21 protein-coding genes, 1 other RNA gene and 3 pseudogenes are annotated in these 19,897 nt (G+C 64.0%); 12 read left to right on the forward strand and 13 right to left on the reverse strand.

Translation table 11 applies throughout. The annotated features are described in order from the left end of the window. Positions 1-152 precede the first annotated feature (152 nt). Positions 153-1,076: a Rieske 2Fe-2S domain-containing protein gene (locus ACIBI6_RS30955; protein ID WP_396958673.1), complete on the forward strand. Its 924-nt coding sequence runs from the start codon at positions 153-155 to the stop codon at positions 1,074-1,076. Here ACIBI6_RS30955 and ACIBI6_RS30960 read toward each other — a convergent pair whose 3' ends face one another. The 3 genes from ACIBI6_RS30960 to ACIBI6_RS30970 all read right to left on the reverse strand — a co-directional run bounded on the left by ACIBI6_RS30960 (position 1,077) and on the right by ACIBI6_RS30970 (position 3,786). Continuing rightward, positions 1,077-1,985, reverse strand: a complete 909-nt coding sequence (locus ACIBI6_RS30960) for an EamA family transporter (RefSeq protein ID WP_364345076.1) — start codon at positions 1,983-1,985, stop codon at positions 1,077-1,079. A gap of 39 nt (positions 1,986-2,024) precedes the next feature. Beyond that, a complete protein-coding gene (locus tag ACIBI6_RS30965; RefSeq protein WP_364345078.1) occupies positions 2,025-3,329 on the reverse strand; it encodes a glycosyltransferase 87 family protein in 1,305 nt (434 codons plus the stop codon). Between the two features lie 64 nt (positions 3,330-3,393). Next, positions 3,394-3,786 (reverse strand): ankyrin repeat domain-containing protein, encoded by a 393-nt coding sequence (locus ACIBI6_RS30970; protein ID WP_364345080.1) that lies wholly within the window; start codon positions 3,784-3,786, stop codon positions 3,394-3,396. A gap of 111 nt (positions 3,787-3,897) precedes the next feature. Here ACIBI6_RS30970 and ACIBI6_RS30975 point away from each other — a divergent pair, with 111 nt between their 5' ends. Then, positions 3,898-4,095, forward strand: coding sequence for a hypothetical protein (locus ACIBI6_RS30975; RefSeq protein ID WP_364345082.1), 198 nt, complete (start codon positions 3,898-3,900; stop codon positions 4,093-4,095). Positions 4,096-4,239: 144 nt separating this feature from the next. On the opposite strand, the gene ACIBI6_RS30980 is transcribed toward ACIBI6_RS30975, so the two are convergent. Continuing rightward, positions 4,240-5,103 (reverse strand): helix-turn-helix transcriptional regulator, encoded by an 864-nt coding sequence (locus ACIBI6_RS30980; protein WP_396958674.1) that lies wholly within the window; start codon positions 5,101-5,103, stop codon positions 4,240-4,242. 102 nt (positions 5,104-5,205) lie between these two features. Between ACIBI6_RS30980 and ACIBI6_RS30985 the strand changes: the two genes are divergently transcribed. Then, positions 5,206-5,955 (forward strand): SDR family oxidoreductase, encoded by a 750-nt coding sequence (locus ACIBI6_RS30985; protein ID WP_396958675.1) that lies wholly within the window; start codon positions 5,206-5,208, stop codon positions 5,953-5,955. Between the two features lie 54 nt (positions 5,956-6,009). On the opposite strand, the gene ACIBI6_RS30990 is transcribed toward ACIBI6_RS30985, so the two are convergent. Next, positions 6,010-6,909, reverse strand: coding sequence for an aminoglycoside phosphotransferase family protein (locus tag ACIBI6_RS30990; RefSeq protein WP_364345088.1), 900 nt, complete (start codon positions 6,907-6,909; stop codon positions 6,010-6,012). Between the two features lie 328 nt (positions 6,910-7,237). On the opposite strand from ACIBI6_RS30990, the gene ACIBI6_RS30995 reads away from it, so the two are divergent. Then, positions 7,238-7,366, forward strand: a complete 129-nt coding sequence (locus tag ACIBI6_RS30995) for a hypothetical protein (protein ID WP_396958676.1) — start codon at positions 7,238-7,240, stop codon at positions 7,364-7,366. A gap of 246 nt (positions 7,367-7,612) precedes the next feature. On the opposite strand, the gene ACIBI6_RS31000 is transcribed toward ACIBI6_RS30995, so the two are convergent. Beyond that, complete coding sequence (locus tag ACIBI6_RS31000) at positions 7,613-7,963, reverse strand: hypothetical protein (RefSeq protein ID WP_396958677.1); 351 nt, start codon at positions 7,961-7,963, stop codon at positions 7,613-7,615. Positions 7,964-8,190: 227 nt separating this feature from the next. On the opposite strand from ACIBI6_RS31000, the pseudogene ACIBI6_RS31005 reads away from it, so the two are divergent. Continuing rightward, positions 8,191-8,317, forward strand: a pseudogene (locus ACIBI6_RS31005) (D-alanyl-D-alanine carboxypeptidase); the annotation flags it as partial. Between the two features lie 40 nt (positions 8,318-8,357). Here ACIBI6_RS31005 and ACIBI6_RS31010 read toward each other — a convergent pair. The 3 genes and pseudogenes from ACIBI6_RS31010 to ACIBI6_RS31020 form a co-directional block, all read right to left on the reverse strand. Beyond that, a pseudogene (locus ACIBI6_RS31010) lies at positions 8,358-8,495 on the reverse strand (FAD-dependent monooxygenase); the annotation flags it as partial. Between the two features lie 18 nt (positions 8,496-8,513). Then, the gene (locus ACIBI6_RS31015; protein ID WP_396958678.1) at positions 8,514-8,945 is read right to left on the reverse strand and encodes a serine hydrolase; all 432 of its coding nucleotides are present in this window, start codon (positions 8,943-8,945) and stop codon (positions 8,514-8,516) included. A 26-nt stretch (positions 8,946-8,971) separates the two neighbouring features. Then, the gene (locus ACIBI6_RS31020) at positions 8,972-9,802 is read right to left on the reverse strand and encodes a serine hydrolase domain-containing protein (RefSeq protein ID WP_396958679.1); all 831 of its coding nucleotides are present in this window, start codon (positions 9,800-9,802) and stop codon (positions 8,972-8,974) included. A 239-nt stretch (positions 9,803-10,041) separates the two neighbouring features. On the opposite strand from ACIBI6_RS31020, the gene ACIBI6_RS31025 reads away from it, so the two are divergent. From ACIBI6_RS31025 to ACIBI6_RS31050, 6 genes are all read left to right on the forward strand, one after another. Beyond that, the gene (locus tag ACIBI6_RS31025) at positions 10,042-10,476 is read left to right on the forward strand and encodes a hypothetical protein (protein WP_364345094.1); all 435 of its coding nucleotides are present in this window, start codon (positions 10,042-10,044) and stop codon (positions 10,474-10,476) included. A gap of 458 nt (positions 10,477-10,934) precedes the next feature. Beyond that, a complete protein-coding gene (locus ACIBI6_RS31030; RefSeq protein ID WP_396958680.1) occupies positions 10,935-12,131 on the forward strand; it encodes a cytochrome P450 in 1,197 nt (398 codons plus the stop codon). 419 nt (positions 12,132-12,550) lie between these two features. Then, on the forward strand, positions 12,551-12,865 hold the full coding sequence (locus tag ACIBI6_RS31035) for a hypothetical protein (protein WP_396958681.1): 315 nt from the start codon (positions 12,551-12,553) through the stop codon (positions 12,863-12,865). A gap of 69 nt (positions 12,866-12,934) precedes the next feature. Further along, positions 12,935-13,813 carry a hypothetical protein gene (locus ACIBI6_RS31040; RefSeq protein ID WP_396958682.1) on the forward strand — a complete coding sequence of 293 codons (879 nt, stop codon included), beginning with the start codon at positions 12,935-12,937 and terminating at the stop codon, positions 13,811-13,813. 407 nt (positions 13,814-14,220) lie between these two features. Beyond that, positions 14,221-15,318 (forward strand): tyrosine-type recombinase/integrase, encoded by a 1,098-nt coding sequence (locus ACIBI6_RS31045; protein ID WP_396958683.1) that lies wholly within the window; start codon positions 14,221-14,223, stop codon positions 15,316-15,318. Next, entirely contained in the window at positions 15,315-17,642 is a 2,328-nt protein-coding gene (locus ACIBI6_RS31050; RefSeq protein ID WP_396958684.1) for a tyrosine-type recombinase/integrase, read from the forward strand. Before ACIBI6_RS31045 ends, ACIBI6_RS31050 begins: the two co-directional genes overlap by 4 nt. 86 nt (positions 17,643-17,728) lie before the next feature. Here ACIBI6_RS31050 and ACIBI6_RS31055 read toward each other — a convergent pair. Continuing rightward, positions 17,729-17,956, reverse strand: a pseudogene (locus tag ACIBI6_RS31055) (ISL3 family transposase); the annotation flags it as partial. Positions 17,957-18,223: 267 nt separating this feature from the next. On the opposite strand from ACIBI6_RS31055, the gene ACIBI6_RS31060 reads away from it, so the two are divergent. Next, positions 18,224-18,373 carry a hypothetical protein gene (locus tag ACIBI6_RS31060; protein WP_364345102.1) on the forward strand — a complete coding sequence of 50 codons (150 nt, stop codon included), beginning with the start codon at positions 18,224-18,226 and terminating at the stop codon, positions 18,371-18,373. A gap of 35 nt (positions 18,374-18,408) precedes the next feature. Here ACIBI6_RS31060 and ACIBI6_RS31065 read toward each other — a convergent pair whose 3' ends face one another. The 3 genes from ACIBI6_RS31065 to ssrA all read right to left on the reverse strand — a co-directional run bounded on the left by ACIBI6_RS31065 (position 18,409) and on the right by ssrA (position 19,650). After that, positions 18,409-18,738, reverse strand: coding sequence for a helix-turn-helix transcriptional regulator (locus ACIBI6_RS31065; RefSeq protein WP_364345104.1), 330 nt, complete (start codon positions 18,736-18,738; stop codon positions 18,409-18,411). Then, a complete protein-coding gene (locus ACIBI6_RS31070; protein WP_364345106.1) occupies positions 18,735-19,103 on the reverse strand; it encodes a type II toxin-antitoxin system RelE/ParE family toxin in 369 nt (122 codons plus the stop codon). Before ACIBI6_RS31070 ends, ACIBI6_RS31065 begins: the two co-directional genes overlap by 4 nt. A gap of 176 nt (positions 19,104-19,279) precedes the next feature. After that, positions 19,280-19,650, reverse strand: a transfer-messenger RNA (tmRNA) gene (gene ssrA / locus ACIBI6_RS31075). Positions 19,651-19,897 lie beyond the last annotated feature (247 nt).

Consider the following 19,897-nt stretch of genomic DNA (forward strand, 5'->3'; position numbering starts at 1 on the left):
TCTGTTCAATGGCCGGTGGCTGCCCCGCCCGGTCCGGTCTCACCCGGGCGGTAGGCAGCGCCAACCTCGGCAAGAATCCGAAACGACCTCGAACCGAATCGGCGGCCATCTCGTAACACCTACAACAACGAGCCGACAACGCCGAGGTCCCGATGAGCGTCGAACACGTCAACCGTCGAACAATCGTCATCGGAGCAGGGGCGGCGGCAGTTGTCGCGGCCTGTTCTACGAGCGAAACCTCCTCGAACCAAGCCACTTCCACTGCCACCGCGGTGCCGAGTTCGTCGAGTTCGGTCGCCGCCGCGCCGTCCGCGGAACCGACGCCGCCCCCGACCGAGGTGCAGGCCGGGCCGGAACCGGTTCCCGGCACCGCGCTTACCCGCACCTCCGATGTGCCGATCGGTTCCGGAGTGCTACTCGGCGATACCGTCGTCACCCAGCCGAGTCCCGGTAATTACCAAGCCTTTTCGGTGATCTGCACGCATGCGGGCTGTGCGGTCGGCACGATCAGCGGCGGCACCATCAACTGTCCTTGTCACGGTAGTAAATTCAATCTCGACGGATCCGTGGCCACTGGTCCGGCCACTCAGCCGCTCGCCGCGCGCACCATCTCGGTTCAGGGCGAATGGATCGTCGCGGGCGCGTTCGCACCGCTACCCGCCACCCATCAACAGGTCCCGGAACAACCCGCACCTGCGCCGCGGGTCGAGGAGGGCGCACCGGAGAACGCCATCGCCCGCGCCTCAGACGTACCGGTCGGCTCGGGCCTCATCCTCGGCGACACCGTGGTGACCCAACCGAATCCCGGTAATTACCGGGGCTTCTCAGTGATCTGCACGCATCAGGGCTGTGCCCTCAACGAAATCGCGGGCAGCACCATCAACTGCCCTTGTCACGGCAGCAAATTCAATCTCGACGGGTCCGTCGCCACCGGTCCGGCCAACGAACCGCTGTCACCCCGCGAGGTATCCGTACAGGGCGACTGGATCGTCGCGGGCGCACCGGCGACACCGCCGGTGATCAAGCCGTGGTGGTGCGAAATCCCGATCTTCGCCCCGGGTAGTGCAGGGTGCTGACTATTTCCGCCGCGCTGTGCGGGTCGCTCCGATGGAGGCCGCCACCACGCAGATGACGCCCGCCCATTGCGCCGCATGCATGATCTGGCCGAGGACGATCAGTCCGGCGAGTGCGGCGGCCGCCGGTTCCAGGCTCATCAGCACGCTGAAGACGCGCGGTGGAATGCGCCGCAACGCTTCGAGTTCCACGGAATACGGCAGCACCGACGACAACATCGCGACCGCGAAACCGGCGGCGAGGACCGACGGCTGGAACAACGTCGCCCCCGCGTCGGCAATGCCCACCGGGACCATGAGCACACCGCCGAAGGCCATCGCAATGGCCAATCCCCCGCCGCCGCTGGTCCGGTCACCGAGTGCGGCGCTCAGCAGAATGTAGCTCGCCCACAGGGCTCCCGCGGCCAACGCGAACAGCACACCCGACCAGCCGACATCACCGCCCGCCTTTGTCAGCAGCAGCACGCCGCCACCGGCGAGCACCGCCCACACCGGATCGGTCCATCGCCGCGAGCCCGCCAGCGCGACGGTGAGCGGCCCCAAGAATTCGAGGGTGACCGCCATACCCAGCGGAATCCGGTCGATGGCCTGATAGAAGCACAGATTCATGGAGGCGAGCACGGTGCCGTAGCCGAGCACGACAAGTAGCGCGCGCCGCTCGATTCGCAGCGAGGACCGCCAGATGACCAGCAGCACTACTCCGGCGAAGAACAGTCGCAGCGTGACCGCCCCCGCAGCACCGGTGGCAGTGAACAGCTGTTTGGCCAGCGCCGCACCGACCTGCACGCTGACGATCCCGATCAGCACCAGTGCCGTCGGCGGCACCCCGCCGAGCCCGCGCGCGTGCACCGCGCGCAGGGGCGTCAGCGGCCACGCCGGCTTCGGATTCCGTTCGATATCGATCGCGACCACGCGGCACCCTCCGTCCAAAACCCGGCATCCCAGAAATGGTCAGGCCGCCGGGCGAGGACCTGCCAGATCGACTAGATCGACATCCTTCGACGCGCGATCGCGTTCGCCCACTTGCGACTTCGTCCGCCTGCTGGCAACGAGGTACGCAACCACCAGCAAAACGCTCAACCACACGTAGGTATTCCCCCACAGGTGTTGCCAAGGGGTCCAAGCCAATTCGCGGCGATTATCGCCGGGCAGCCAATTCTGCGGCCCGTAGACGAATGCTGCCGTGGTGAGGACGATTGCCACATACCAGCCGATCGCCCGGCCGCGCGGCAGTGTGGTCGCGTAACAGACCATCGCGAACAGCGCGGGCGCGATCATCACCCAGTGGTGCGACCAGGAGATCGGCGAGACCAGCAGCGTGAAGACGGCGTTGATCGACAGCGCGAGCGCGGGCACCTCGGCGGCGTGACGCATGGCCGGGACCACCAGCGCGAGCAGCGCCGCACTCAGCAGCAGCCACAGCACGGTGAACAGCGGCTTCTCCACGCCGAAGCGGGCGAGCACGGCCTGGATCGACTGGTTGGTATGGAAGGACGAGCCGCTGAGCCCGGAGACATTGCCGAGTCCGCCGAACCAGTAGTTGACCGATTCCTTGGGCAGGATCGCGAAGCTGAGGGCGGTCGCCACCGCACCGGTGATCGCGGCCGTGATCGCGGCGCGATAGTCCCGGCGCACCAGGAAATAGAGGACGAACGCGGCCGGCGTCAGCTTGATCGCGGCGGCCACGCCGACCAGCATGCCGCGCCGCCACTTCGGCTTCGCGGTCAGTGCGTCGGCCGCGACCAACACCATCAGCAGCAGATTCACCTGTCCGAAGTCCAACGTCGAGCGGACCGGCTCCAAAAGCATGGCCAGCGGGGTCGCGCAGGAGGTGGCAAGCAGCGCAAGAGGTAATCCGCCACGCTCGGGCCAGCGCCGCCGCGCGACCAGATACAGCGTCACGGCCAGCGCGAGCGTCGAGGAGATGAAGAAGGTGAACGCCGCGGCGTCCCACGGCAGCAGTGCGAACGGGCTCAGCACCAGCGCGGCGAACGGCGGATAGATGAATGGCAGGCCGATACCGATGGTGGTCTGCGGCAGCTGACCGTACATATCCGCGCCGTCGCGCAGCGCCTCGATACCGAGCCGGTACACCTGCAGGTCGATGAACCCACCGGTGATCCGGTGGAAGGGCCACAGTGGCGCCAGCAGGCACCAGGTGACGAAGGCGACGAGCAGCACCGGCACCAGCCACACCGCGCGCCCGAATCGTCGGTTCACGGGCTTGGACCTATCTGGGGTGGTGACACTACTCATCCGCGGCGACTATACCGATCCGCCCGAACGCAGCCGAATCGGCGTTCGGGCTCATGCCAATCGGTCACGCCCCGAACAAGCTCAACAGATCGTTCTTGCCGAACATGGCGGCCGCGGCCCGCGCGGACGGTGTCCCGGCATCCGGATCCGCACCGGCGGCGAGCAGAGCGCGCAGGATCTCGGTCTCGCCCTTGAAGACGGCACCGGCCAGCGGTGTCTGTCCCTTGTCATTGGCGCGGTTCGGGTCGGCATCGCGGCCGAGCAGCACCTGCACCGCGTCCTGATGACCGTGGTAGGCGGCCAGCATGAGCAGCGTGTCGCCGTTGTCGTTGGTGAGGTTCACCGGGACACCGGCATCGAGGTACGCCGTGAGCTGCTCGGCATCGCCATGCCGAGCTAGATCGAAGATCTTGGTGGCGAGTTCGATCAGGTCCGCGTCCGTCTCGTCATTGCCCATCTGCCAGTCCTACCACTCGAGGCGCGTCGGAGACGGCAGTTGTCACGGAATGATTCGGCCTGTCGCGGTCGATAACAGTTTCATAACTCGGCAATCGGGTAATCAGCGAACATGACAGTGACGCACAAGCGAATTCACCGGCGGGCCGGTGTCGATCGCGGAACCGCGCTGCTGGCCTCGGCAACCTGCCTGATTTTCGTGGCCGGCATCGCCACCATCACCCGTTCCTTCCCGACCAGCGCCGCGGCCGCTGGATGCATCGCGGCCGGATTGGCCGTGACACTCGGCATCCTGCCGCACAGTCGTTAGCCGATCCACCAGAACGTCGACTCCCCTACCTGATACGGCAGGCTTGCTGCCGTGCGTGTACTGCTGCTCGGCCCCTTCGAAGTCCGCGATGACCAGGACCGACCGCTCCGGGTCGCCGGGGTTCGTCGCGCGACCAAGACTGAATCAGTTATCGGAATCGGCTGGTACGGAAGTGGGTTCGGGCACCGCACCCGCGACGATCATGCCCAGTAGCGCGAGCGCGCGCTCATCGGCCGAATCCTGCTCGGCGTGATAGGCGATGAGGATCTGGCCCGGAGCACCGTTCACGGCAAAGGTTTCGTACGACAGCGTGAGATCGCCGACCAGCGGGTTGCGAAAATGTTTGACGCCTGCGGTTTTCGCCCGCACGTCATGACGGGCCCACAGCCGCCGGAAATCCTCGCTCTTCAGCGTCAGCTCTCCGACAAGTTCGGTCAGGCGTGGATCGTCGAGATCGGTGCCCGCGGTGGCACGCAGACTGGCAACGGTATCGGCGGCAATGGTGGGCCAGTCGGCATAACACTCACGCGCCTGGGGGTCCAGAAAGATCGCCCGCACCATATTGACGCCCTTGGCTGAACAGGAATTGACCGCGGTGGCCAGTGGAGTCGCGGCGAGCACATCCATATGTCGGTCCAGGACCAATGCGGGCGTATTCGGCCAGGAATCCATTAGGCGCAGCAGCCCGGGCGCAACCCGCTCGGGCCGTCGCGTTGCCCGCCTGCGCCGAGCCGTCGGCCGTGCCAACTCGCGCAGATGCGCGACCCCCTCCTCGTCCAACGCGAAGACCCGGGCCAATGCCTCGACAACCTGCTCGGACGGATGCTTATCGCGTCCCTGCTCCAGCCGCACATAGTAGTCCGCGCTCATACCCGCGAGCATGGCCACTTCCTCGCGACGCAGCCCGGCTACCCGCCGTTGCCCGCCGGCCGGAATCCTGAACTCCTCCGGACGCGCTAGTTCGCGGCGGGCGCGCAGGAATACGCCCAATCGGTTCTCGGAGTCCATGTACCCGAGGGTAGGACAACCTGGTCGGACCTGGGTGGCCCTGCGACTACCAGGAAGTCCGCAGCCTGGCGGATGGCCGCGGCGGATACGAACGTGGTGTTCATGACAAATAACCTCGAAGGCCGCACCGCGGTCGTCACCGGTGCGTCCAGTGGTATCGGCGCCGCCACTGCCCGACAGCTCGCACACAATGGCGCACGGGTGGCCCTGCTCGGCCGCCGTAAGGATCGGATCGAAGAACTGGCCGCCGAGATCGGTGGACCGACCCTCGCGGTGGTCGCCGATGTGGTCGATCAGCGATCCGTGCGCGATGCCGCGGCGACGGTGCGCGCTGCATTCGGCCCGGTCGATCTGGTGGTCGCGAATGCGGGCGTCATGCTCGCCGCGCCGTTCGAAGCCGCTGACACCGACGAATGGGATCAGATGGTCGGCACCAATATCAACGGATTGCTCTACACCGGAAGAGCTTTCATCGATGACCTGCTCGCCGCGGCACGCGACGGCCGCCGCGCGGATCTGGTGCATGTCGGCTCGATCGGCGGACACACCGTATTCCCCAACTACGGCGTCTACACCGCGACGAAGGCCGCGGTTGCCCATCTCACCCGCAATCTGCGCGCGGAATTCGGCCCGCGCGGTGTCCGGGTGAAGAATATCGAACCCGGTTTCGTCGAGACCGAACTCGGCGCGGGTATGCGCGATGAAGAACAGCGCACTGGGCTCACCCAGTGGCGCAGCGAACTCGAAATCCTGAGTTCGGACGATATCGCCGATGCGATCGCCTACGCCGTCGCCGCACCGCCGCGCGTCAATGTGGCCGAGCTCATCGTCGTGCCGACCCAGCAGGGCTGAACCCGATGCGGCGGACGCCCTCCCGGACCTCCGCCGCTCGGCATCGCAAGCGCGTTAGGACAGCGCTGTCCACCCGTCCCACACCCGTGGGCCGATATCGCCGCGCACACAGGCCAGTCGGAGATCCGCCTGCTCCTGGTACTCCGAATTCGCGGCCGCCGCCTGCGCGGCCATGGTGGCCATCCGGAACTCCCGGATATCACGCAGCAGATAGAAGCCGTCCCAGCGCATCACATCACTGCCGTAGGCCCGGCAGTACTCGCCGTACTGCGCATCGGTGATCCAGCCGAACGAGGCGCATTCGATCGCCGCATGCACCAGATCCCATTCCGGCGGACCGAACGACAACAGTCCGGTATCGAGCAGAATCACGCTGTCGTCCGCCGCGACAACCGCATTGCCGCTCCACGCGGCGCCGTGGATGACGCACCACGGTCGTCCGGTCGGCAGCGCGGCCCAGCGACCACGTAGTTCCGCCAAATGCCTACGCATCCAGGATCTGTCGTCAGTGCTCATGGTGTGCGCGGCGTCGATGCGTTCATCGAGTCCGACGAAGGGCGCCACCTGTCCGATTTCCATATCGGTCGGCGGCGCGAGTCGGTGCAATCGGGTCAGCGCCGCGGCCACCTCCGCGGGTGTGCCCGCGCGGTGCTGCGGCAACTCATGCCAGAACGTCACCGGGCGACCGTCCACCACTACCGGCTGCGGAATGTCGGAAACCGCCTGTGCCACTGGGATTTCGGCGGCGGTCAACCATCGGGCGACATCGACTGCGCGCTTGGCGGCACCCTGCTGTCCGGGCGCACCGATCCGCGCTATCACACCGCCGGGCAACCGATAGTCGATCTCCCCGGTCACTCGAAGTAGTTGGGCGTCTGCGGAATTGATGCCCACGCCCGCGCAGGCGTCCCGCAGAATCGACCACGTACCGTTACCGAGCCGCATCGCGGTCATTTTCCCATGGTATCGGTTCGATCTGACGAATTGCATTGATTCACAACCAATCTGATGTATCAACCACCACATCGACCAGAGGGCGCCCATAGGCCGCGGTCTTGCATGCCCGGCAACCAGGTTGTTCGGATCGGCTCGAGGTCCAGGTGGTCAGCGAGGCGGGGCCGGCCCATCTCGGGCGAGTACTACCGCAGTTCCACCGCGATTCATTGGCCGGCCCAGTGCGAAATGATCAGGTGCACAGTCTGGTAACCGTAGGCAATCTGATCTATCTGGTGCATTCGCTGGCGGCGCAGCACAGCTCAGAGGCTACGCCGATGGAGGCGCGATGAGAACCCTGATCGCCGATCTCGGACCCGCCGAACAGCGCGGCATCATCGCCGCCATGCTCGCTGAGCCGCAACGCGGTTCCTGGGCACTGCCGCACAACCAGTCGAAACTTCTTGGGCCCGAGTGATACTCACCGCTCACCGCGCTCGCACTTGACCACGGTCGAATAACTCGGTCGCATACGTCGAACAGTTGGCATCCCGCACACAGTTCTTTTAGTGCCGCTTCCAGATAGCTTGCCGCGCCACCCGCTCCGACCGCTCGCAGGGCTGTCATATGACAGTCGATGCGGCGTGGGCGACCACCCTTCGACTGCCTTCGACGGAACCCCTCGAACCAGGCTCGATACGGCAGGGGCTGTTTGGACGCGGCACTAGCCTGATTCGCCTGGGTCGATCATGAACGAGGCACTTCGCCCGCGTGCGTCGAGCCGCCCATCACCCCAACTCGCACTGCCGTAGGCGTCGACTTCGATGGCGTATGCGCCCTCGGCCAATTCCGCTGGCAGTTGCACCGATGCCGACGGCCGTCGGTCCACGAGGTCCAGGTACATCCGCTCCGGATCGCCACACAGTGTCACCAGGAAGATCCGCGCGTACTCGAACTTCTTGCGGGCGGCCGATGCGTTGGCGGCCGACCACGTAATGTCGAGCAATCGACGCGCGGTATCGGTGAATTCGACGGTGACTCGCAACGTCCCCGCCAGCCCGGCCTGGTACCGCACGGCTTCCTCCTCGTCTGCCCGCTACGTCGCATTATCTGCCGGGACTGGTCGTCGGCGCGTAAATTCCAGCTCACACGGTTTCCATGCGCTGACCGTCATGATCGCCGTCGCTACTGTCTCCGGCGGCTCGGATCACAACCACGGAGCATAGGATTCGGCTGTCTCGCACACAGACAGCCCGGGAGCCGCGCCGATCCTGGACATCGCCCGCGCAAAATGACCGCCCCCAAATGTTCGCGCCGAGCCTGTCCGGATACACCAAATGAGCGCGGAGTCTTCGAGGACTCCAAGTTCTGGAATCCCACCGCATTCATGCACAGCGGCAATATGAACAGCACGGTTCCCGACGTCGCGCCACTGTTCCGCAAGAGGCTCAAATGCGAATGTCGATTTCACCAACGGCTTTCGCATACTGGGGCGATTCCAGTACCTGGTCGATGATCCGGCACGACACTCCCCTGCGGCGCAACTCGATCGCGGTGGTCAGTCCGATCGGGCCTGCGCCCGCGATGAGTACGGCGGTCTCATCCATCCGGCATCACTCGTACTGTCATCGACCGGTCGTCGTTGTTTCGGTGGAACTGCTCGTCGGGCTCGTAGTCGCTTTGCCCGGCAGGGCATCAGCACCGTAGAAGGTCGGCAGCATGCCTTTGACCAGCACCAGGGCGGACCCCTCACCCGACGGAACTGCCGCGAGGTTCGTGGTGACCACGATCGTGAGGTCCGATGCCGGGTCATGGCCCATGAAGGTCATGAAACCCGGGAGCTGACCGTCGTGTCCGATCAGGTGCGTACCGAAACGCACGATGCCGAGACCGTATCCGGCCTGCTCCGGATTGGCCGGATCGATCGGCTGAATGCTGTCCACCCGAGTCTTCTGCATCTTCGCATCGAGCAGGCCACCGCCGACGAGCGCCTTCACATAGGTCGCCATATCGTCGGCCGTCGAGATCGCGCCACCGGCTGTCCACGCCCAAGACACGTTGATATTTGTTTGGTTGCTCGGTTTCAATGTGCCCGCGAAGGCCTCGGCTTGTTCCGCGGGAGGAAGAGCGTAGGTGTCGATGGTGGAAACGTTGGTGCCGAAGGCATAGCCCTGGGATGCGGATTCGGAATCGAGGAGTCCGTGGCCGCGGGCAGTGATGTGTGCTTCAGGCTCAGCGGTTCGAAGATACGCTTCTGGAAACTCTCGGCGGCCGTCGTTTTCGTGAGCTTCTCGATGACCAGGCCGAGCAGGATGAAGTTGGTATTGCTGTACTCGAACTTTTCCCCGGGTTGGAAGTTCACCGGGTGCGCGAACGCGATGGCCAGCAACTCCTCTGGTGTCCACACCTTCTGCGGCTCGTTGTCGAGCGCGGCATTGAACTGCGGGTCGAACGTGTAACTGTATAGCCCGCTGCGCATTTCGTTCAGCTGAGCAATCGTGATCTGATCGCCGTTCGGCACGCCGGGCCAATACTTGTCGATGGGGTCGTCCAGCGAGAGCTTGCCATCCTGCGCCAACTGCAGGATGACCGTCGACGTCATCGTCTTCGTATTGCTGCCGACCCGAAAATAGTCGTCAACCGTCATCGGCTCATTCGAGTCGATGGTTCGAGTACCGAATGCCGCAGTCCAATTGCCTTGCTTCGGCGATTTGACAACCACAACAGCACCCGGAATGACGTTGTCCTTCATCAACGTGGTTATCACCGGCCGAAGAGCGGCGGCATACGCGGGCTCGGCCCCCGGCGAGGTCGATTGCGTGGAAGTTCCGGTGGAGTCCGTCGACGTTCCGCAGCCCGTGACGAACAACAGCCCGGCTGCCATGCACGCGGCGATACCCATCCTGTGTCCCATAACGCTCCGTTCGCGGTTTGCTGGAACGTGGCTATGTAGCGCGGTGCAACACTAACTCCGCGCGACGCGGTTTCGGACGGGAATACCGGGCTCCGTCAGCTCGGACCGTCCGATCCTCGGCACTCTGAACATCAGATTCTCGGCGCGGCCTGCGCATATGTGATCCGCGTCTCAGGTACCGTGCGACGACCTACACCGGGCCATGAGGGGCTCGGTCGGCACAGCGAAAGGCAGGCATGATGGGCGGACTCTCGCGCGGCGCGGCCGGTGTGGCGCTGGCGGCGGCGTGTCTGACAGTACCGACAACCTTTGCACCCCAAGCGAATGCGGCGATCGCCCCAACACTGTCGGTAACGATGACCGGCCCGGCACTCGGCGCTACCAGTGTTGCGGCGGTCGGCTGCGGGCAGACTGCGCAGGCGAGGGTGCAGCGTCCCGACGGCACCCCGGTGCAAAGCGGTGTCGTCGAATTCACCAGCCGCCTGCCCGGCCTCGGCGGCAACATCGTCGGCACCGTCCCGGTCTCCAACGGCACCGCAAGCATCCTCTGGATTCCGGATATCGCGGGCCAGCACATCGTCAGCGCCGTCTACTACGACGGTCTCCCCGACTACCAACCAGCAGCCGGGTACACCAACGTCACCGCGTTGAACCTCGGCGGCGTCTGCGTGTAGTTCCGAACGATCAACCGAAACAACGAAGGCCCGGACCGGGCCTTTCGTGGGCCTAACGCTTCACAACTCGAACCCGCTGACGGTCGCAGGGCTGGCGATTCGAATCACGCCGGTAGGTACTCGGCGGATGTGAGCGGTCGTGTGCCAGGGGCGCGCCGCGGGCCAGGCCGTAAGCGGCAAGAAAGCACGCCATCGACCCCATCAGACGTTCACCAACCGCGTTCGACGCACGATACTTCGAATCGGCTGCTGTCAACGCGGCGCGGAACGAGTGGCACGAAATTCCCTTGGACAGTACGCTTCTCGAAGTTTGCAGCAGTGGTTCGGCGACCGAAAGCAGGGATGCGCTGAAGACCGCGTCCCTAGAACAGCACACACGAACATCTGGAGCTCCATTCTTGAGTACGCCACAGTCCCGACTGGACACCCCGGCCTGTCCAGTCGTCCACGGCTCGCCGATGGCTACCGAAGGTCCAAGGGTGTCGCTGTACTCACCGGAATTCGCCGCGGATCCGCACCGTGTTTACGACGAAATGCGAAGACAATACGGCTCTTTGGCTCCGGTTGAGCTGGCGCCGGGCGTGCCGGCCACATTGGTGGTCGGGTATGACACCGCGCTGCGGATCCTCAACGATCCCGAGCACTTCCCTGTCGATCCGCGCACCTGGCAGCAGAACATCCCGGCCGACTGCCCCGTCCGGCCGCTTATGGAGTGGCGTCCCACCGGGAGTCGAAACGACGGAGCGGTCCTCCAGCGCTACCGGCAGGCAATCACCACGAGTATCAACGCGGTAGATCTATATGCTCTCGATGCCACCGTGGAGAAGATCGCCATCCCGCTGGTCAACACCTTTTGCCAGGCCGGTACAGCCGATCTGATCAGTCAGTACGCGTTACCGCTCGCATTCGCGGTCACCGATGCTCTGCTGGGCTGCCCGCCGGAGATCGGACAGCGGGTCGCCGCAGGCATGGCCGCGATGTTCGAGGGGATCGATGCCGAGGACGGCAACAAGATGATCGTCGAGGCGCTGCTGGAACTGCTGGCCCTCAAACGGACCCATCCTGGCAACGACATCACCTCGCTACTACTGCGGCATCCGGCCGAACTCGATGAACTGGAGATGATCCACCAACTGAACAGCGTCTACGGCGCCGGGATCGAACTGCAACAGAACCTGATCGGCAACACCCTGCTGCTGATCCTCACCGACGAACGTTTCGGTGGAAGTGTCGTCGGCGGGAACCTATCCACCCGAGACGCCTTGGACGAAGTCTTGTTCAACAACCCGCCGCTGGCAAACCTCCTCACCACCTATCCCCGTCAGCCGATCCTCATCGACGACGTCTGGCTGCCCGCGCACCAGCCGATCCTCATCAGCATGGCCGGCTGCAACAACGACCCCGCGATCCGGACCGAGAATCACACAGGCAATCGCTCGCATCTGGCGTGGGGCATCGGCCCACACGCCTGCCCCGCGCAGTCGCTGGCCTACCTGCTCGCTCAAAACGCCATCGATCAGCTTCTCGATGCGCTGCCCGAGATCCAGCTGGCCATACCGGCCGACGCACCGACCTGGCGGCCTGGCCCCTTCCACCGGTCCTTGGCGGCTCTACCGGTCACCTTTCCCCCCTCTGCCCCGTTGAACGGAGTCTGAGAATCTCGCAATCTCCCACGCGCGTCGGAAGCGACTAGGCGACCATCTCGATCGCCAGTAGCGACGCCCGCCGCCATGCCAGCGACCTGAATTCGATATCGCCGTGGAGCGCAGTTGGAAGGAAACGACTCGTCCTGCCGCGGCTCGGTGAGGTGATCCACCACTGATCCGCGTGGACGACAGAGATTGTGTCGACGCACTCCGACGCCGTCCACAGAATTGCGCCCAATTCGGCATGAGCGTCCGTCTACTCGCGCTACATGGATCGCCTACCCGGAGTGTGTCGGGCCTTGACGACCCTGGATCGCTCGGTCACAAACGACGCTCGTCGATGACTGAACCGCCGCAAGGTGTTCGCACAATGCCACACAACAGCGAAGCCACAGGCCAATGACCTGCGGCTTCGCCATTTAGTGGACATGGCGGGAACTTACTCGAACCGGGCCGACATCTTGGAAGACTTCACTGAACTGCGAAAACGGATCAAGCTAAGCGGACCGCGCAGGTCACGCTCATCACTGCCGTGGACATCGGGCGGGCCGAAGAAGCAGCTAGGGCCAGACGAAGTGGCCGAGATAATCGCCAAGTACGAGGCCGCTGCTTCGATGGTGCAGTTGAAGGTGGAGCATCACATGGCCAAGCGGACGGTGGCGAAGGGTGCTGCGCGAGGCGAGAGTACCGATCCGGCCGCGCGGAGACCAGCGGCGCAGCTGAACCTGAGGCGCTCCAATTGAACAGCCAATGGAAGAAGTCGACCGGCGTGCACCATGAGACGACTCACCCAAGGACCCTAGAATCTAGCCATGAACCAAGCGGGGGAAGCCAAGCGGATCGCCGCGCTACTCGGCCAGATAGAGGAGCTGGCTGAACTCGGCAGAATGGCCCAAGGCGAGGACGAGTCAGACGCCGTGCTGGCGGTACGCCAGCTACAGGGCCGCTATCCATTGTGGTACTCGGCTTCACTCTCCTCGCTGTCAGACGATCTCCGTGGGCGGTTTATCGAGCAGTTCGAGGCCAGATATCCGAACACAAGTCCCAGGATCAAGCAATTCATTGCCTACCCCAGAAAGCCGTGGGCACTGTACAACTCCGTTCCCCGCTTCCTGAAGAGCCATGGCCGATGGCAACACTCACTGAAGCAGAGCTACGAGGAGCCCTTGCTTGAACAGCGCCGTCTGCTGTTGGAAGCCAAAGGGCGGCTAGCCATCAATCCCGAAGTCCACGACACGATGAATCAGCTGACCGAGCTGTTTCGCCGACTCCCACCTGCTTTGGCCATTATGGAAAGCCCGAATCGTCGCGGCCCCGGCCTCATTACCGTGTCGGACGAGTATGACCTTCAGAAGATCCTGCATGCCGTGCTCCGGCTTCACTTCGATGACGTAGAGCCGGAGGAGACAACCCCACGCAGAGCAGGCGGCTCGTACCGTATTGACTTCGTGCTACGTCAGGAACAGGTGGCGGTCGAAGCAAAGATGACCCGGCCATCGTTGGGAGCGAAGGAGATTCGGAGCCAACTCATCGACGACATGTTCGGCTATCGAGGGCAAGCGAACGTCGCCGCGCTGGTCGCGGTGATCTACGACCCAACTCGGCGAATCGACAACCCAGCCGGATTCGAGCACGATATCAACACTGACGACCCCGAACTCCCAGTCCGTGTTGTCGTAGCTCAGGGCTGACTCATCCAGCAGACCTACAGGTTCCGGCCTGCCGCGCACTTGGTGGCGGGATGCGTCGATCGCTCCGAGGAACCCAGGAGCACCTATCCACTCCTGCGGCGCAGGGTCTCTCGGCCGTTGCCCCGTCGCCACCGTGCACGCCAGCACTCCGACCGTCCACTCGCCTCACCAGACCGACTCCAACCCAGGTCAGGCAGGTTGGATAAGTACCGATTATATTGGGCTGCAATGGTTTCAACCGGGACTGTCAGATGAACGGCTTTGGCTCACTTCCGGTGGTCGCTGGGGCTATGCCAGCAGGATGCGGTGTCGGAGCAGTTGGAAGCTGGCTCGGCCATACATTTGTCGTTTGATCAGTTTAAAAGTTACGTGGAATCTGGCCGGGGTGATCATCATGTCTCCCTGGTATGACCACGGACTTGGGAGGCGGATTGAGCGGGACGATCGGGTTCACGGTGAAGTGGCCGGTGCTGGGCCGGCATGAGCGGGCGGCGGCGTGGTTGGGGGTGTGGTCGGATCTGGGACGCGCGCCGCGCACGCTCGACGCGTATGCGCGCGGGTTGTCGGAGTATCTGCTGATGTGCGAGCGGGAGCAGGTGGATCCGGTGACCGCGAACCGGTCGCATATCGCAATGTTCGTGCGGGAGTTGACATCTCGCCCGCATCACCGCGGTGCGAACGTTGTGTCGATCGATTCGGGTGCCGGGCTGGCCAATGCCACGATCCAGCAGCGACTGGTTCCGGTTCGCCTGTTCTACGACCATCTGATGGAAGAGGGTGTGCGGGGGGCGAATCCGGTCGGCCGGGGCCGTTATACACCCGGCCGCCGGGGCGGTGGCGGGTCATCGCGCGGTCTGGTGCCGCGGATGGTGAAACTGCCCTGGATCCCGAACGAGGAGCAATGGCGCGACCTTCTCGCCGTCGCAGCTGGTGAGCCGATCCGTAACCGGGTGATGCTGGCGCTGGCCTACGATTCGGCGTTGCGGCGGGAGGAGTTGTGCTCGTTGCGGACCGATGATCTGGATCCAGCGCATCGGACGGTGCGGGTCCGGGCGGAGACGACGAAGACCCGGCGGAGCCGGGTGGTGCCGTATTCGGCGCCGACGGGTGTGTTGTTGTCGGCGTATCTGCGGCATCGGGCCACCCTCAGCCGGGCCCGGGGTCCGTTGTTTTTGTCGGAATCGCGGCGCAACCGGGCCGAGCCATTGACGTTGTGGACGTGGTCGAAGGTGGTGCGCCGCATCGCCGTCGCGGCCGGGGTTCCGCGGTTCTCCACGCATACGACCAGGCACTTGTGCTTGACCGACCTGGCGCGCATGGGCTGGGAACTGCACACGATCGCCTCGTTTGCCGGACACCGGCATACCGACTCGACTCTGACCTACATCCATCTCTCCGGTCGGGACCTGGCCGACAAGCTCAGCCGGAGCATGGAACACATCCATGCCTGGCGCATCGCCGCACTCACCGGCACCTCCAGCGCTGCGGTGGAGTCTGCGCGGTGACCCGGCCCCAGATCGCGCCTGACCGCCTGTCTGGCCAACTTCGTTGGCGCTCACCGCTTTCCGGGCACCATTTCGACACTACGGTCGAGATCCGGCCCGAGGAAGCAGCAGCAGTCGCCGAACTCGGCCTGCGCAATCTGCGCCGGTTGCAGTATCACGACCCGTCCGCGCCGGGATGGTCGACGATCCGGCGGCTGATACGGCCACCGGAAACGGTGAACGCCGGCCTGGATTCGCCGCCGACACCGCACCGCCGCCGCGCCATGCTCGACGCCGTGGCGGTGCTGCTGATCCGCTGCGGCGAGACCGGACGGACGTTCTGGGGTTGGAGCAGCGACGAGTGGGCGCATCTGCTGGGCCGGGATACAACCGAGTTCCGTTGCAACGCACCGGATTGGGCCGGTGACGAGGTGCGCCCTTACCTGGCGGCGCAGGCATATCTGCTGGGCTCGTTCAGCGAATTCCATCGACTCGGCAGTTTCCAGCGACTGACCCTGTCATGGCGGATCTTCGGCCGTGACCGGGTCGACGGTGAGATCGCACGTGTCCGGAAGGTGTTGGCGCAGTGGGGATATCAGCTCGGCCGTGACGATGACGTTCTGCTGCCGGCGGTGTTGTGTCCGCTGTTGTTGTTCAACCGCAGCCCGCACCTCGAGGATCTCGACACCGAGTTGTTCGACCGGTTCCGCACCCACCGGATGCTCGAAGGCGCCCGGTTGAACGCCTTGTATGCGTTGCAGCGGGCAGTCGCGGACCTGGGGTTCTGCGATCCGCCCCGCGCACGCACCGGCGAGCACAGTGTCCGCGCGACCGGTGGAGCTCCGGTCTGGCAACAGTGGGCCGACCGCTGGTATGCCACCTCGACGTTGACCCCACGCGTCCGTGGCCACGTCCGGTCCACGCTACTCAAGGTGGGCCGCTGGCTGGCCGCCGAGCATCCCGAGGCGGCCGACCCGGCCGACTGGACTCGCCAGACCTGCGCGGCCTGGGTCGCCGCGCTGGATCGGATGAATGTCGGCGACTACGTGCAGCGCATCGCCGGGCTCGGTGACCGCCTCGGCAAACCGCTGCAAGCATCCAGCAAGGAAGGCCACCTCGCCGCGCTGCGCCGGTTCTTCGACGACTGCCACGAATGGGAATGGCTGCCACGCCGATTCGACCCGCAACGCGCGCTGGCCACCCCGCGCAGCATCGCGGCCCTGCTTGGCCCCGACCCACGCATGATCGCCGACGACATCTGGGCGAAACTGTTGTGGGCTGGACTGAACCTGCAGGCCGAAGACCTGCCGGTGACCACCAGCGGCCATTTCTATCCGCTAGAACTGGTCCGCGCCGTGACAGTGACCTGGCTGTTCGCCGGGCTGCGCAGCAACGAAATCGCCCGTCTGCGAACAGGATGCATCCGATGGCAGCACAACGACATCCCCATCGCCGCCGACTGCAACCAGACCCAGGCTCGTGACGCGGTCTGCTTGCTCGACGTCGCGACCAACAAGACCGGCACTGCGTTCGCCAAGCCGGTCGACCCGCTGCTGGGGCAGGTCATCGATGCCTGGCAGGCCGTCCGTCCTGACCAGCCGAAGCTGCTCGACCGCCGCACCGGCGAGCACGTCGACATTCTTTTCGCTGTCCGCGCTCGCAGGATCTCCACCGGCTACATCAACAACACCGTCATTCCTATGCTCTGTCGCAAGGCCGGTGTTCCCGATGTCGATGTCCGCGGCGCCATCACCAGCCACCGTGCCCGATCGACCATCGCCAGCCAGCTCTATAACGCGAAAGAGCCGATGACGCTGTTCGAATTGCAGGCCTGGCTCGGTCATCGCTCACCGCAATCGACTCAGTTCTACGCCAAGATCAGCCCGAACACCCTGGCCAGGGCCTACACCGACGCGGGCTACTTTGCCCGCAATGTCCGCACGATCGAAGTCCTCGTCGACCGCGACGCCGTGACCTCCGGTCAGGCTGCAGCGGGTGAACCCTGGCAGTTCTACGACCTCGGACACGGATACTGCACCTACACCTTCTTCGAACAGTGCCCACACCGAATGGCTTGCGCCCGTTGCGATTTCTACACACCGAAGGACTCCAGCAAAGGGCAACTGCTGGAAGCCAAGGAGAACCTCCAACGGATGCTGGCTAGCGTCCCGCTCACCGACGACGAACGCGCCGCCGTCGACGACGGGCACACCGCACTCGACCAACTCCTCGAACGGCTGGTCGATGTCCCCACGCCAGCCGGGGCAACACCGCGCGAGATCGGCGCTCCAGCGACCGCCACCCTGTTGCCGATCATCGCAGTGAACCAGGGCAAATCAGGATGAACTTGACTTTTCAGATTCCACAGAATGGTTTTCGTGTTGACGCCCTCGATCGGGCCGTTGCTGTAGGGCAGGGTCAGACCAGCGATTGCAGCGTCGTGGTGTTGGTCGAGTCCGCGCAGAAACGGGTCGAGTTCGGTCAGCCCGGCCTCTCGGACCTGTTTCATCCACGTGTCGAGATCAGTGCCACGGCGCTCGACGAGGATCGCCGCGAACTCGCCGACGAGTCTGGCCAGATCCGTCATCTCCGGAGAGGATGCGAGAAGTTCGTCCAGGTGAGCGCGGCGCCCGGTGGGCAGATCGGTGGGCCGGCTCATGATCCAGGAGGTCAGCCGCCGTGGCGAGGGACTGAGTCGCTCGCTTTCGGCACTGCCCTGGTTGAGGTATTTGTGCAGCAAAATTCACAGGCCAAACTGGAAGAAATCTAGTATCGCCGTTTGTGTTTCAGCTTCGCTTTAACGCAAACGACAACATCAGTGACTAATTCTATCGTTAGCGAGTTTTGATGAGTATCCGACCGCGAGCAGGAACTCGCCACGGGCGATCACTAGCTGGCACCAGCTTGTAGTGACCGGAGGGTTGGTATGGGAAAACAGAAAAGTAAACGGCCCAAGCGGGAACGGCAGGTCGTTGTTGTTGGCGCGCTGCGTGGTCAGCCGGATTTGAAGAAGCTGGCGCTGGCGCTCATGAGCCACGTGCAGGCACAACGCGACATTGAGGCACGGGAACGCTGAATACCGTGGGGCTAGGTGAACGTGCCCCGAACAGGCTAGGCGACCTTGACGCTCCAATCACCAACGTGAGCAACAACATCCAGGGTTCCTCCGAGCGCGGCGATGTATTCGCGAACCAAGTCCATGGACGTGATCTTGCCGTGCTCGATCTGCGACACCCTGGCCTGCGAAACCCCCATCAGCTCAGCGACCTTGGCCTGCGTCACTCCGCACTGCTTGCGGAGTTCGGCGAGCTGGTGTCCGCGCTGCTCCGCGCGCATCTGCTCGCGGCTCTCATCTCGCGCTGCGATGCGCTCAGGGGAATCCCATGTCGGGTCGATTTCGCGAGCTCGACGCTTGGTCTCTTCCCAAGACACACCCTTCATGACTCCTCCTTCGTTGCTCGGTAGTCGTTATAGCGCTGTTCGGCGAGGGGGATCGCGTCTCGGTACCAACGATTCCACTGGCCGGTCTTGTCCCCGGCAACCAGGACGATCGCCTCCCGCGTCGGATCGAAGACGAACAGCATTCTGATCTCGGAACCTGGCGGGGTTCGAGGGCGAAGTTCTTTGAGGTTGTGTAGTGCCTTGCTGGACTGGATCCGGTCGACCAAAGGTCTTCCCAGCTCCGGTCCACGCTCGGCGAGCTCGTCCAGCGCTATCTCAATCTTGTCGGCGATCATCGGCTCGTTCTTCACCAGGTCAAGGAACCAGTCGTTGACTGGCTCTAGCAGCACAATGCCCCATCGCACGAGAAGATTATAACTAATCCTTATGCCCGTCGGGGGTTCGATGCAGCCTCAGAGACGTGCTGGGAATCGAACCGCGGTCGGTGCAAATCCGCAGGTACAGGCACCGTCCACCACCTGACTCGATCCAGCCATCGAAAAACGAAAACCCGCAGGTTGTTGACCTGCGGGTTCCCATCTTGTGGAGCTGCCGGGAATCGAACCCGGGTCCTCCGCCGCGTCTTCAGGGCTTCTCCGTGTGCAGTTCGCTAGGTCTCTACTCGGATCTCCGGGTCTCGCGAACAAGCTCGGATGACGATCCCAGTCGCTGTTGGATGTCCCATCCGACTCCGCGACCGAGCCGGACAGTAATTCCCTCTAGCTGATGCCAGTACCCGGGTCGAGGGACGAACCCGGACTGACAGAGACGCCTGCTACTTAGGCAGCGAGGGCGTACTCGCGCTGATTGGAATCGGCGCTTAATTGGTTGCAACGACGCTTACGGTGGTCTCTTGCCTGCACCGACACGCTTCCCCTAAATCTACGTACGCAGTCGAAACCGTTCAGCCCCGTACGTCCCGACACCTTGTCGGGCTAGTTACTTTAACACTCGGCCATGCCGCGTTCATTCCATTATCCATGCGGCGCGAATCACGCCTCCGACCTGCACGGATGCGGTCGCACCGGGGCTGGCTCCGGCCTGCTACGCGAGTCGGCCAAGATCAACGGATGCTGTGACGGCATCGGCCCGGGAACGTTCCGCCATGAGTGCGCCTTGATCTCGGCAGGTGGCGAGCTCTGATTTGCTGGATGCGTGG

Source organism: Nocardia sp. NPDC050412 (genome assembly GCF_044458825.1).
In the GTDB taxonomy this organism is placed as follows: domain Bacteria; phylum Actinomycetota; class Actinomycetes; order Mycobacteriales; family Mycobacteriaceae; genus Nocardia.

Excerpts from the sequence above, each read along its gene's own strand:
- ACIBI6_RS30955 (WP_396958673.1), top strand. The coding sequence starts at position 153 with ATGAGCGTCGAACACGTCAACCGTCGAACAATCGTCATCGGAGCAGGG.
- ACIBI6_RS30965 (WP_364345078.1), bottom strand. The coding sequence starts at position 3,329 with ATGAGTAGTGTCACCACCCCAGATAGGTCCAAGCCCGTGAACCGACGA.
- ACIBI6_RS30970 (WP_364345080.1), bottom strand. The coding sequence starts at position 3,786 with ATGGGCAATGACGAGACGGACGCGGACCTGATCGAACTCGCCACCAAG.
- ACIBI6_RS30975 (WP_364345082.1), top strand. The coding sequence starts at position 3,898 with ATGACAGTGACGCACAAGCGAATTCACCGGCGGGCCGGTGTCGATCGC.
- ACIBI6_RS30980 (WP_396958674.1), bottom strand. The coding sequence starts at position 5,103 with ATGGACTCCGAGAACCGATTGGGCGTATTCCTGCGCGCCCGCCGCGAA.
- ACIBI6_RS30985 (WP_396958675.1), top strand. The coding sequence starts at position 5,206 with ATGACAAATAACCTCGAAGGCCGCACCGCGGTCGTCACCGGTGCGTCC.
- ACIBI6_RS30990 (WP_364345088.1), bottom strand. The coding sequence starts at position 6,909 with ATGACCGCGATGCGGCTCGGTAACGGTACGTGGTCGATTCTGCGGGAC.
- ACIBI6_RS30995 (WP_396958676.1), top strand. The coding sequence starts at position 7,238 with ATGAGAACCCTGATCGCCGATCTCGGACCCGCCGAACAGCGCGGCATC.
- ACIBI6_RS31020 (WP_396958679.1), bottom strand. The coding sequence starts at position 9,802 with ATGGGACACAGGATGGGTATCGCCGCGTGCATGGCAGCCGGGCTGTTG.
- ACIBI6_RS31025 (WP_364345094.1), top strand. The coding sequence starts at position 10,042 with ATGGGCGGACTCTCGCGCGGCGCGGCCGGTGTGGCGCTGGCGGCGGCG.
- ACIBI6_RS31030 (WP_396958680.1), top strand. The coding sequence starts at position 10,935 with ATGGCTACCGAAGGTCCAAGGGTGTCGCTGTACTCACCGGAATTCGCC.
- ACIBI6_RS31035 (WP_396958681.1), top strand. The coding sequence starts at position 12,551 with ATGGCGGGAACTTACTCGAACCGGGCCGACATCTTGGAAGACTTCACT.
- ACIBI6_RS31040 (WP_396958682.1), top strand. The coding sequence starts at position 12,935 with ATGAACCAAGCGGGGGAAGCCAAGCGGATCGCCGCGCTACTCGGCCAG.
- ACIBI6_RS31045 (WP_396958683.1), top strand. The coding sequence starts at position 14,221 with ATGACCACGGACTTGGGAGGCGGATTGAGCGGGACGATCGGGTTCACG.
- ACIBI6_RS31060 (WP_364345102.1), top strand. The coding sequence starts at position 18,224 with ATGGGAAAACAGAAAAGTAAACGGCCCAAGCGGGAACGGCAGGTCGTT.
- ACIBI6_RS31065 (WP_364345104.1), bottom strand. The coding sequence starts at position 18,738 with ATGAAGGGTGTGTCTTGGGAAGAGACCAAGCGTCGAGCTCGCGAAATC.